This is a genomic window from Paraburkholderia sp. PAMB 6770 (assembly GCF_057748135.1).
The window spans coordinates 1,119,658-1,132,036 of record NZ_CM173239.1; the positions used below are offsets into that span (position 1 = coordinate 1,119,658).

Below are 12,379 nucleotides of genomic sequence, written 5' to 3' on the forward strand. Positions count from 1 at the left end.
GGTCCTTTCGCGCTACCCGTATCATGTCGGCAGCGAAATCGACCAGTATGTCCGCCATGCGCATCACTCCTTTGCCGCCGCTCCAGTGCCTCGTCGCGTTCGAAGCCGCCGTGCGGCACGCCAGCTTCACGCGCGCCGCCGCCGAACTGCACCTGACGCAAAGCGCGATCAGCCGGCAAATCCAGCAGCTCGAGACCTTCCTCGGCCGGTCGCTGTTCGTGCGCGAACACCGCGCGCTGCGGCTGACGATCGCGGGCGAGCAATATGCGGCGCAAGTGCATCGTCTGCTCACGCACTGCGCGCAAGCCACGCATGACGTGATGAAACCCTATGGCGACCTCGAACTGACGATCGCGTGTTCGTCCGGCGTCGCCATGCTGTGGCTCACGCCGCGGCTGCCGGACTTTCGCGCCGCTTACCCGGACATCAAGCTGCGCCTGATCGTGCGCGACGCGCTCGCGTCGATGTCGCCGGCGGAGTTCGACGTCGGCATCTACTATGTGCGCCAGCAGGCGCCGGCGGGGTACACGGCGCGGCGCCTGTTCGACGAGGAGGTGTTTCCCGTCTGCACGCCCGGCTATCTCGGCGGCCGCACGCTCGGCGCGGCGGATCTCGCGCACGAAACGCTGCTGCGCCTCGAAGACGGGCAGCGCCAGTGGATGTCGTGGTCGGAATGGTTCGACATGAACGAGGTCGACCGGCGTCACGCGCAGCCGCGGGACATCACGATCAATCACTATCCGCAGCTGCTGCAGATGGCGATCCTCGGCCAGGGCGTCGCGCTCGGCTGGCGCTACATGATCGACGCGTGCATCGACGCCGGCCAGCTCGTCCGGGTGACGCGGGCAAGCGCCAGTCACGGCGGCGGCTATTACCTGATCGCGCCCGACGATCGCGCGCAGAACCAGGCCGCGCGCCGCTTCTCGCGCTGGCTGTCCGAGCAGGTGGAGCGGCAGATCGCATCCTGAGCGCATGGCATGCGTGCGGCGCATGCGTGCATGCGAATCTTTCGCTTCAGAAAAAAATCAGGTTGTCCTTAGCATTGAGTCAACACGGGGCGGCTGCCCCGTCTTCCGGAAAAGGAGGAGACCATGCAAGGAACGCTTTCCCCGCGCGCCGCGCCGTCCGTCGATGCGGTGGCGCAGCAGCGCCGCCGTGCGATCGTCGCGACCGTGATCGGCAACGGTCTCGAATGGTTCGACTTCACGGTCTACAGCTTCTTTGCCGTGATCATCGCGAAGCTGTTCTTTCCGACTGGCAACGAGCTGACGTCCGTGCTGCTGACGGTCGCGACATTCGGCGTCGGCTTCGTGATGCGGCCGGTCGGCGGCATCGTGCTCGGCGTCTATGCGGACAAGGCCGGGCGCAAAGCGGCGCTGTCGCTGACGATCCTGTTGATGGCGCTCGGCACCGCGCTGATCGGACTCGCGCCGACCTACGAGCAGGCCGGCATCGCCGCGCCGCTGCTGATCGTGATCGCGCGGCTGCTGCAAGGCTTTTCCGCCGGCGGCGAGATGGGCGGTGCAACGGCCTTCCTCACCGAATATGCGCCGCCCGGAAAGCGCGCGTATTACTCAAGCTGGATCCAGTCGAGCATCGGCTTCGCGGTGCTGCTCGGCGCGGCAACCGGCACGTTCGTCACGACGTCGCTCGACGCGCAGGCGCTGCAAAGCTGGGGCTGGCGTCTGCCGTTCCTGCTCGGCATCCTGGTCGGACCGATCGGCTACTTCATCCGCAGCCATATCGACGAGACGCCCGCGTTCAGCGCCGTCGAAGCGCAGGCGAAAGCGCGTTCGCCGCTGAAGGAGGTGCTGTCCACGTTCCCGCGCGAGACCTTCGCGAGCTTTTCAATGGTCATTCTGTGGACCGTCTGTACGTACGTCCTGCTCTTCTACATGCCTACGTATTCGGTGCGCACGCTGCATCTGCCGCAATCGACGGGGTTCGCGGCCGGCATGGTCGGCGGCCTGATGATCATGTGCTGCGCGCCGGTCGTCGGCTGGCTGGCCGACGCGTGGGGGCGCCGCATGTTCCTGTCGGGCGCGGCGTTGGCGATTCTCGTGCTGGCATGGCCGATGTTCGCATGGATCAACGTCGCGCCGGGGCTCGCGTCGCTGCTCGTGTTCCAGGCCGTGTTCGGCGTGCTGATCGCCGTCTATACCGGTCCGATTCTCGCGGCGTTCGCCGAACTGTTCCCGACCCGGGTGCTGTCGACCGGCCTGTCGGTCGCGTATAACCTCGCGGTGACGATCTTTGGCGGCTTCGCGCCGCTCCTGATCACGTGGCTCATCGCCCGCACGGGCAGCAACATGGCGCCCGCATTCTATGTGATCGGCGCGGCGGCGATCAGCCTCGCCGGGACCCGGTTCGTGAAAGATGGCCGGCCCGGCGCATCAACCATTCGATAAGGACTCCTGTCATGACAGTGACCGTGCTCCAGGGCGGCAACGTGCTCGACCTCGAACGGGGCGTGTTGCTCGAACATCATCATGTCGTGATCGACGGCGAGCGGATTGCCGACGTGACGGACCGGCCGGTGGACGTGCCGGATGCGCGGGTGGTCGACGTGCGCGGCAAGACCGTGATGCCGGGATTCATCGACTGCCACGTGCATGTGCTGGCCGCGAATGCGAATCTCGGCGCCAATGCGGCGCAGCCGAATATTCTTGCGGTGATCCGTTCGCTGCCGATTCTCGACGCGATGCTCGCGCGTGGATTCACGAGCGTGCGGGACGCGGGCGGAGCCGACTGGAGTCTGATGCAGGCGATCGAAACCGGACTGGTTTCCGGGCCGCGAATTTTTCCGTCGGGGAAGGCATTGTCGCAGACCGGCGGGCATGGGGATTTTCGCCCGCGCGGCGACGTGCTGGAGCCGTGCTCGTGCTGCTTTCGGACCGGGGCGATTGCACGGGTGGTGGACGGCGTCGAAGGCGTACGGCTCGCCGCGCGTGAAGAGATTCAGAAAGGCGCAACGCAGATCAAGATCATGGCATCGGGCGGCGTTGCGTCGCCGACCGATCCGGTCGCCAATACGCAATACTCGGAAGACGAAATACGGGCGATCGTCGCAGAGGCCGAGGCCGCCAATACCTACGTGATGGCGCATGCGTACACGGCGCGGGCGATCGCGCGCGCGGTGCGGTGCGGCGTCCGCACGATCGAGCACGGCAATCTTGTCGACGAGGCGGCGGCCCGGCTCATGCAGGAGCGGGGTGCGTTCGCGGTGCCGACGCTCGTCACGTACGACGCGCTCGCGAGGCACGGTGCGCAGTTCGGGTTGCCGCCGGCGTCGCTCGCGAAGGTGGCGGCGGTTCAGCAGAAGGGGCGAGAGTCGCTGGAGATCTATGCCAGGGCCGGTGTCCGAATGGGTTTCGGGTCCGATCTGCTCGGCGACATGCATGCGTTTCAATGCGGCGAGTTCAGGATTCGCGCGGAGGTGCTGGGGAATCTGGAAGCGCTCAGGTCCGCGACGACGGTGGCCGCGGAGATCGTCAACATGGCGGGGCAACTCGGTGTGGTCGCAACGGGTGCGCTTGCCGACCTGGTCGTGCTGGACGGCAATCCGCTCGACGATATCGGCGTGGTGTCGGGAGAGGGCGAGCGCGTCGAGTATGTGTTGCAGCGAGGAAACGTGGTGAAGGCGCGCTCGGGTGCGACAGCGAGGCACCGCTGAAGCGTGCGGCGCGCGATGGCCGCGCCAGACTGGTATTGCTGCGCGAACCTGCGTTCCGGCGGTGCCCGCGGCTTCGCGGGATCGGGCGGTGAGGGGGTGAAGTAAGAATTGCGTAAGTCTGTGTCGTTAGGCTTTCCGTCTGCAGTGCCGACATCACAACATGCTGAACCTGAGAAATGTCATTCGAGCGGACCTTCGACCCATCGGCACTGCATTCCCGTGAAGCGGCCGCGCCGGACGCGGCGGCGGAAACCCCGCGCTTACCCTACCCGCATGCGCCGACTTCCCCACACGCGGTGCAGAAATCGCAGCCGTCCTTGCGGATCACCGCGTTTGCGCCGCACGTTTCGCACTTGCGGCCGAGCATCGTGCGCAACCGATAGAGCCCGGCCGCGTCGTCGGGCGGCGCGTCGGCCGTTGCGGACACAACGGTTGGCGGCGGCGCGGACGGTTTGCCGGGCGCGCGGCGCGCGAGCACGCGCGACGGCACCTGGTTGCCGTCCGCATCGAGAAAGCCGCGCCGATGAAGAATCTGCTGGATCGCATACGCGAGCGCCGCGACCTCGGAGTCGTGCCAGCGCGGCGAGCGATGGCCGTCGAGCCGCTGCACCTCGCCCAGTCTGACCTGTCCGCGGTCCCACGACACCTTGCGCAGATCCTGCAGATTGCGCGCGACGAAGCCGCCGCGCGCCGCGAGTGACAGCGAGCGCATCTGCGCGGTGATCCACTGCTGCGATTCGTCGCGCTGACCGGCGGGAATGAAGAATTCAATCGGGCGTTCGATCGTCACGTCCTCGCCGCCGAGCCGGCCGGAGACTTCCATGAACGACACGGCGACGTACAGCGATTTCTTGCCTGCCTGGGTCAGATACTCGACCTTCTCGATGATGGCGGGCAGTTCGCCCCTCGGGCGATGGTCGATCGCAATCCGCAGCGGGTCGAGGTCGGCCTCGGCGAGCGTGTCGCCGGGCGGCGTCGGCGACACGCTCAGCACCGCACCGAGCGTGTCGTTCGGCCGATAGGTCGCGAGTCCCTTCAGCCCATGTTTCCATGCGTCGAAGTAAAGGCTTTCGAACGCGTCGAACGGGTAGTCGGCGGGCACATTGACGGTCTTCGAGATCGACGTGTCGATGAACGGCTGCACGGCCGCCATCATGTCCAGATGATCGCGCGCGGACATTTCGAGCGCGCTCACGAATGCGGGCGGCAGGGCGCCGACGTCGCCCCCCCGCTCGCGATACAGCCGGTACGCGTAGTCCTCGACCGCGAACGACGCGCGGCTGCCGTCGGCCATCACCTTCATCCGCGTGTAGGTCCACGAGAACGCGGGTTCGATGCCGTTCGACGCGTTGTCCGCGAACGCGAGGCTCACGGTGCCGGTCGGCGCGATCGACAGCAGGTGGCTGTTGCGGATCCCGTCGCGGCGGATGGCCTCCTTGATGTCGTCCGGCAGCCGCGATGCGAACGTGCCGTCTTCGAGGTAGCGCTGCGCGTCGAATAGCGGGAACGCACCGCGCTCGCGCGCGAGCGCAGCGGACGCACGATACGCTTCGTCGCGCATCAGTTCGGCGATCCGCGCGGCCAGCGCGCGGCCTTCGGGCGAGTCGTAGCGCAGGCCGAGCATGACGAGCGCATCGCCGAGCCCGGTGAAGCCGACACCGATGCGCCGCTTCGCGCGCGACTCGTCGTATTGCTGCGGCAGCGGCCACAGCGTGACGTCGAGCACGTCGTCAAGGAAGCGCACCTGGGTGCGCGTGCACTGCGCGAGCGTGTCCCAGTCGAACGAGGCCTGGCCGGCAGGCCGCCCGAACGGATTGACGACGAAGCGCGTGAGATTCAGCGGCCCGAGATTGCAGCAGCCATAGGCCGGCAGCGGCTGTTCGCCGCACGGATTGGTCGCGCGAATCGTTTCGACCGCGCGCAGGTTGTTGTCCTCGTTCATCCGGGAGATGAACACGACACCGGGCTCCGCGATGTCGTAAGTCGAGCGCATGATGCGGCTCCAGATCGCCTGGGCCGGCAGTTCGCTGTAGACCCACAGGCCGTCTTCGCGCCGGCGCAGGTCGTGTGCGGCGCGCAGCGCGGGCGAGGGCTCCGCGCGATGCACGAGCTGCCACGGCAGGTTCTGCTCGACCGCGTGCATGAACGCGTCGGTGACTGCGACGGACACGTTGAAGTTGTTCCAGCGGCCCTTCGAGTGCTTCGCCTCGATGAATTCGAGCAGGTCCGGATGGGTGCAGTCGAGCACGGCCATCTGCGCGCCGCGCCGCGAGCCCGCGCTTTCGACCGTGCGGCACGACGCGTCGAACACGTCCATGTAACTGCACGGGCCCGATGCGGACGAACTCGTGGTGCGCACGCGCGCGCCCTTGGGGCGGATCGCCGAGAAGTTGTAGCCGACGCCGCCGCCGCGCCGCATCGTTTCGGCCGCCTGCAGCAGCGCGACGTAGATGCCGGGCAGTCCGTCTTCGTCGACGCCCTGGATCGCGTCGCCGACCGGCTGCACGAAGCAGTTGATCAGCGTAGCGGCAATGCCCGTGCCCGCCGCGCTCATGATGCGTCCGGCGCCGAGCGCGCCGCGCCGCAGGTTCTCGACGAAGCGCGCCTCGACCTCGGCGCGCAGCGCGTCGGGTTCGGCCGTCGCGACGCCGCGCGCGACGCGGCGGTACACGTCGTCGATGGTCTGCTCGTCGCCTTTCGCGTATTTTTCGAGCAGCACGTCGACCGAGAATTGCTGCGGTACGACCGGCGGTGCGGCGGGCGCGCCTGCCCGGGTTTCAGCGTTGTCTTCTGCCATGATCCCGACCCCTGGAGGCGCCGCACGCCGGACGGCGGCGCCGCTGGTGGAGAGGGATTTACCTTAACCCAGGTGCGGCGCAACTGCAATCGCGCGGCAGGCGATCGCGCACAGGCGCCACCGTCCCGGTCCGGCCGATGTCTGCGGGGTATTTCTTTATTTTAAAATTAGTTAAGCGAATTAATTTTAAATGCCGCACCGTGCGGCGCCGTCGAATCGGGAAATTCGTCATGGAAATCGTGTCATGTTTAGGTCATTCGACTAAACATCATTCTGCGAATGCGAGGTATGAGAGCGGGGAATGATTGCCTGATCGTGTATTGTTTCTTGCTCAGACGGCGGAAATTCTGCATATTTATCCGCAGGAATGCGGCTAAAAATGCGTTATTCCGATAAGCAATGCGACTTTAAACAGTCTGTAAGCGACGCGACAAAAAAATGTTCAAGACATGCTGTACGATTGTCGACATCATTGATGAACCCGCCGGCCTGGCGAAGCGCCGCGCGGGGTTGCCGCTTTGTTGTGCACGCAAGCGAATACGCCTGCGACAACGGCCTTCGTCCGGTGCGAGTCTCCGGAGACGGACGCATGCAACGTTGGCCTACCCTTACCGCTGGATGAACCCTGTTCGACCGATGAGCGAAGATACGCCGCTATATACGGCTTTTCAGCCGATTGTCAGCGTCACCCGGGAGGCGATCGTCACCTACGGTTACGAAGCGCTCGCGCGGGACGCACAGGGACGCGTGCCGGTCGAACTGTTGTGCTCGCACGCATCGGAGGCGCTGTACGCATTCGATTTTCGCTGCCGCACGCGGGCGCTTCGCGACGCGGTCGAGTGCGGGCTGCGCGCGAATCTTTCGCTGAATATCCTGCCGGGCGCGCTGTGCCATCGCGCCTATGGCCTCGACGCGACGGTCGAGGCTGCGCGGGAAGCCGGATTTCCGCTCGACCGGATAATTATCGAGCTGACCGAGCGCGAACCGGTGACGGACTACCGGCCCTTGCGCACCTGTATTGACCGGCACCGCACGGCCGGGCTGCGGCTTGCGCTCGATGACTTCGGAACGGGATTCAACGGGCTGAATACGCTGCTCGAACTGCGGCCCGACATTGTGAAGGTCGACATGAACCTCGTGCAGAAGATCGAGACCGACTCCGACCGGCAGGCACTGATGTTCGGCATCTGCGCGGGCGGCGACCGGCTCGGCATGCGGCTCGTCGCCGAAGGGGTGGAAACGCTCGACGGCGTCGCTGCATTGAGCGGCGCGAACATCGATCTGATGCAGGGCTTCGTGTTCGCGCGGCCCGCTACCGGGGCGTTGCCCGAGGTGCCGCGCGCGGCGGTCCGCGCAATCACGGAGCGGCTCGCGGCGCTGCCGGTGTCCGCGGTGGCGGGCGACCTGCGCGGCGCCGCCTTCGCTCAATCGCCGTAAATATTGAAATCGAAATACTTCCGGGCGATCTGCTGATAGGTGCCGTCGGCAAGCATCGCGGCAATCGCCCCGTCGATCGCGGCCTTCAGCGCGACGTCGTCCTTGCGCAGCCCGATGGCCGTTCCCTTGCCGAGCACCTGCGGATCGTCGAGCGCGGCGCCGGCAAACATGAAGCCCTTGCCGCGCGGCGTCTTCAGAAATCCAAGCGACGCCTGGACCTGGTTTTGCAGCACCGCATCCAGCCGGCCGTCGGTCAGGTCGGCGTACACCTGCTGCTGGTCCTGGTACGCGACGACCCGCACGCCGTGCGGCTCCCAGTATTTTCGGGCATAGACCTCCTGAATCGTGCCTTGCTCGACGCCCACCGTTTTTCCCGCAAGCGACGGCACCGTCGGCACGATCCCCGAGCCCGTCCGCACGATCAGACGGGAGCCGGTGTTGTAGAGCCTCGATGAAAACGCGATCTGCTTTTCGCGGGCCGGCGTGATCGTCATCGACGACAGGATCGCATCGAACTTCCTGGCTTCGAGTCCGGGGATCATCCCGTCGAACGAATTTTCGACCCACACGCACTTCGCGTGCAGCCGCTTGCAGATCTCGTTGCCGAGATCGATATCGAAGCCGACCAGCGCGCCGTCGGGGGCCTTCGATTCGAAGGGCGGATAGCTGGCGTCGGTCGCGAAGCGGAGGCTCGGCGGGTCTTTCGCCAACGCGGGAAGCGCCGCAAACGAGAGCGCGAGAAGGGCAACGGCACGCCACAGCCTGTTCATGTTTTCCTCCAGTCCACACCGGGTGAGCAGGGCCATCCGCACCGGTGCGATGGCGGGCGGCGATCGCAGGGGACGGATGCATGGCGTCAGTATCGGCAGCGCGCGAGGGGGGCGCAAACACCTATTCCGTGATTCCGATAACCTTCGGTTATCATGCGAGCGAGCCGGCAAGTGCGAGGCCGGCGTTTTCGACCGGATGCCCGTCGCCACGATGAATTTCGAACAGATCCGCTATTTCCTCGCGATTGCCGATACGGGGCTCATGCACCGCGCGGCCAGTGAGGCCGGCGTCAGCCAGCCGGCGTTGACGAAGTCGCTGCGCCGGCTCGAAGCGGAACTCGACGTGCCGCTATTCGAGCGCAACGCGAAAGGGATGCGGCTCACGCCATACGGCGAGGCGTTCGTCGACGATGCGCGCGCGCTGCTCGCGCTGCATGAGGAGTCGCTGCGCCGGCTCGGCGAATTGCATGCGGCCGCGGCGGCCGGCGTCGAGGCCGGCGCGACGCCGGCCACCGAGCCGCTGATCGACCGCGCATTCGCTACCGTGCTGCTGCGCCGCCCCGCATTGCGTCTGCATCTGCGGGTCGAACTGTCGGACCAGTTGATCGAATCGCTCGAAGCCGGCCAGATCGATTTCGCGCTCGCGCCGCTGCCGGACGATCTGCCGGCCTCGCTCGCCGCGGAAACGCTGTTCGAGGAGTCGAGCTGGGTGGTCTGCCGTGAAGGCCATCCCGTGCTCGCCCGAATGGACCCGACGAGCGGGCACGTGCCGCCCGCATCCCTCGCGGACTACGCGTGGGTGCTGCCGCGCCGCAGCGTGCTGATTCGCCGGCAGGTCGATGCATGGTTCGACGCACAGGGGCTCGGGGCGCCGCGCGTCCAGTCCGAGCGGCACGTGTCCGGCTCGTCGAGCGTGTTCAACCTGATCGCGAGCACCGATCTGCTGGGGATCTGCAGCACCCAGTTCCAGCCGCTTGCCGTGCAGTACCGCCTGCGCGAGGTGCCAAGCGACGGCGCGCGCTGGCCGCGGCACATCGCGCTGCTGCGGCGCGCCGCGTGCCGCTTCTCGCCGCTCGTGCAGCAGGTGGTCGAGGCCGTGCGCAGCGAAGCAAAGCTGCTCGAAACGCTCGCCGTGCACAGCCGATAACCCAAGGTTATTGCATACGCGTTCGCGTTTATTGCGTGGCCGCGGCGGGCCGCGAATACTTCCTCCAGCACATTTGCCGTCGGGCGGAGGAACTACAGACATGAGCAGCGAAATCTATGCGCCGGATCACATCGGCCGCGTGCACATCGATGCACCGGACGAGGTGCTCGCGGGATCGATGCAGACCATCCGGGTGGTCTACACGGCGGGCAAGTTCGGCATTGACGATCAGGGCGGCATCCGGCTCTTGCTGCGTTTCGCGGCCGATTTCGGACGGCCGCAGATGGAGCGCGCGAACGCGCCGAACTACGTGACGGCGCATGCTTCGAACGGGGCCGTGCTGCGCGTCGTCTATGAGAGCAGCGCGGGCGTGCGTCCGTGGTACAGGATGCTGCGCGTCGAGGTAGCCCGGCGCTTTCTGCGCGAGGGCGACACGATCACGGTGACGCTCGGCGACCGCAGCGAGGGCTCGGCGGGCATGCGGGTCCAGACCTGCGCGGAGCCGACGTTCGAGGTGCGCGTGCAGGCCAATCCGTTCGGCACCAACCTCTATGCCGACGTGCCGGGCGGCAAGACGATCGCGGTCGTGCCGGGCAAGCCGGTCCGATGGAGCGCGATCGGCCCGACGCTGGTGGCGGTCGGCGCGCCGTTCCGGCTCGCGCTGAAGGCGGAGGACGCGTGCGGCAACCCGACCGTCGCGACCCACGGCAGCCTGCGTCTGGTCGCACGGGGGCCGCTGCGCGGCATGCCCGGGCAGGTGGCCATCGACAGCGACCGGCATCCGCTGCGGATCGACGGACTGTACGCGAGCGAGGCAGGGGATATCGGCATCGATCTGTACGACGCCGACGGGCGTCAGGTGGGCTGCGCGAACGTGATCCGCGCGCAGGCGGCGCCGGATCACGCGCATTTCTGGGGCGACTTCCACGCGCAGAGCGAAGAGACGATCGGCACGAACTCCGCGCGCGATTACTTCACGTTCGCGCGGGACCGCGCCTTCGTCGATTTCGTCGGTCATCAGGGCAACGACTTCCAGATCACGAACGCGTTCTGGGCGGAACTCAACGCACTCACGCGCGAGTTCAACGACGAAGGGCGCTTCGTCACGATTCCGGGCTACGAGTGGTCCGGCGTCACGGGGCTCGGCGGCGACCGCAACGTCAATTTCTACCGCGAGGGCGCGGCAATCCGGCGCTCTTCGCATGCGCTGGTGGACGATACGAGCGACATCGCCACCGACTGCAATCATGCGGACGACCTGTTTCGCGCGCTACGCGAAAGCGGTGAGGACTGCTTTGTATTTGCCCATATCGGCGGCCGCTACGCGGATCTGGGCGTCGCGCACGACGGCGTGCTGGAGCGCTCGGTCGAGATCCATTCGGCGTGGGGCACGTTCGAATGGCTGCTGCACGATGCGTTCGACCTCGGCTACCGCGTCGGCGTCGTGTGCAACTCGGACGACCACAAGGGGCGCCCGGGCGCGAGTCATCCGGGGGCGTCGGTATTCGGTGCGTACGGCGGGCTCACGTGCCTGCTGATGCCGGCGCTGACGCGCCGCGCGATCTTCGACGCCGTGCGCGCGCGGCACCACTTCGGCACCACGGGGGCGCGGCTGTTCCTGTCCGTCGAGATGCACTTCGAAGGCGCCGCGCAGCGCTTCGACGACGATCCCGCGCTCGGCGCGGCCGGGTCGCAGCCGGTATCGCACGCGATCATGGGCGACATCGTCCGGGTGGACGCGGATACGCGCGCGCGCGTGAGCCTTTCGGTCGCGGCGGATTCGCCGATCCTGAAGGTCGAGCTGCGCGCGGGAAAAAAGACGATCGAGACGATCCGGCCTTATGCGGCGTCCGGTCTGGGCGCGCGGCTGCGGGTGATGTGGGAGGGCGCGGAAGTGCGCGGCCGGGGGCGCATGACCGAGTGGGACGGCTCGCTGGAGCTGGCGCGCGCGGCCGCGCATGCGGTCGTGCCGTTCAACTTCTGGCATCTGGAGAAGTCCGCGCGTCTGGAGCACCCGGCACGCGTGAGCTGGGAGTCGGTGACGACGGGCAACTTCGCGGGCTTCGACCTGATGCTCGATCCCGCGTGCAGCGACGCGGACGGGAGCCTCGCGATTCGCACCGCGCAGGCGTCGCTGACGGCGCCGCTCGCGCAGATCGGCATGGACGGGCTGCACGTCGACGCAGGCGGGCTCGGCAAGCGGCTGAGCGTGTTCCGGCTGCCGGATCGCAATACGGCGACGACGCTCGACGTGACGCGCGAAATCGACGTCGCGGAGCACGGCGACACGCCCGTGTATGTCTGCGTGACGCTCGAAAACGGGCATCAGGCGTGGTCGAGTCCGATCTATCTGTTCCGCTAGCGCGGGGCGAGCAATCGCGCTTTTCGCCATCGTCGCGAGGGCCGATGCGGGCGTGTCGGATTGCGGTGTCGGCAGGGTATCCGGCGGTGTCCGGGTGATCGCGAAACGGTTCAACGGTTCGGCCCATCGGTGCGATGCGCGTTGCGCAGACCGGCGTTGAACGATCGCGTCGCCGCCCGCGCCCGCGCCCCCG

8 protein-coding genes are annotated in these 12,379 nt (G+C 66.9%); 6 read left to right on the forward strand and 2 right to left on the reverse strand.

All coding sequences use genetic code 11. The features are described 5' to 3' along the window. The first annotated feature begins 56 nt into the window (after window positions 1-56). The 3 genes from AC3AP7_RS22430 (at window position 57) to AC3AP7_RS22440 (ending at window position 3,673) form a co-directional block, all read left to right on the forward strand. The gene (locus tag AC3AP7_RS22430; protein ID WP_487364738.1) at window positions 57-968 is read left to right on the forward strand and encodes a LysR substrate-binding domain-containing protein; all 912 of its coding nucleotides are present in this window, start codon (window positions 57-59) and stop codon (window positions 966-968) included. A 123-nt stretch (window positions 969-1,091) separates the two neighbouring features. After that, a complete protein-coding gene (locus AC3AP7_RS22435) occupies window positions 1,092-2,408 on the forward strand; it encodes an MFS transporter (RefSeq protein WP_487364739.1) in 1,317 nt (438 codons plus the stop codon). A gap of 11 nt (window positions 2,409-2,419) precedes the next feature. Then, the gene (locus tag AC3AP7_RS22440; protein WP_487364740.1) at window positions 2,420-3,673 is read left to right on the forward strand and encodes a metal-dependent hydrolase family protein; all 1,254 of its coding nucleotides are present in this window, start codon (window positions 2,420-2,422) and stop codon (window positions 3,671-3,673) included. Window positions 3,674-3,938: 265 nt separating this feature from the next. On the opposite strand, the gene AC3AP7_RS22445 is transcribed toward AC3AP7_RS22440, so the two are convergent. Next, on the reverse strand, window positions 3,939-6,470 hold the full coding sequence (locus tag AC3AP7_RS22445; RefSeq protein WP_487364741.1) for an adenosylcobalamin-dependent ribonucleoside-diphosphate reductase: 2,532 nt from the start codon (window positions 6,468-6,470) through the stop codon (window positions 3,939-3,941). A gap of 636 nt (window positions 6,471-7,106) precedes the next feature. Here AC3AP7_RS22445 and AC3AP7_RS22450 point away from each other — a divergent pair. Further along, on the forward strand, window positions 7,107-7,907 hold the full coding sequence (locus tag AC3AP7_RS22450; RefSeq protein WP_487364742.1) for an EAL domain-containing protein: 801 nt from the start codon (window positions 7,107-7,109) through the stop codon (window positions 7,905-7,907). Here the strand turns inward: AC3AP7_RS22450 and AC3AP7_RS22455 are convergent. Beyond that, window positions 7,895-8,677, reverse strand: coding sequence for an ABC transporter substrate-binding protein (locus AC3AP7_RS22455; RefSeq protein WP_487364978.1), 783 nt, complete (start codon window positions 8,675-8,677; stop codon window positions 7,895-7,897). The two genes, AC3AP7_RS22450 and AC3AP7_RS22455, sit on opposite strands and share 13 nt — an antisense overlap. A gap of 211 nt (window positions 8,678-8,888) precedes the next feature. On the opposite strand from AC3AP7_RS22455, the gene AC3AP7_RS22460 reads away from it, so the two are divergent. Both AC3AP7_RS22460 and AC3AP7_RS22465 read left to right on the forward strand, forming a co-directional pair. Next, on the forward strand, window positions 8,889-9,824 hold the full coding sequence (locus AC3AP7_RS22460; RefSeq protein WP_487364743.1) for a LysR family transcriptional regulator: 936 nt from the start codon (window positions 8,889-8,891) through the stop codon (window positions 9,822-9,824). Window positions 9,825-9,924: 100 nt separating this feature from the next. After that, a complete protein-coding gene (locus tag AC3AP7_RS22465; protein ID WP_487364744.1) occupies window positions 9,925-12,186 on the forward strand; it encodes a CehA/McbA family metallohydrolase domain-containing protein in 2,262 nt (753 codons plus the stop codon). The last annotated feature ends 193 nt before the right edge of the window (window positions 12,187-12,379 follow it).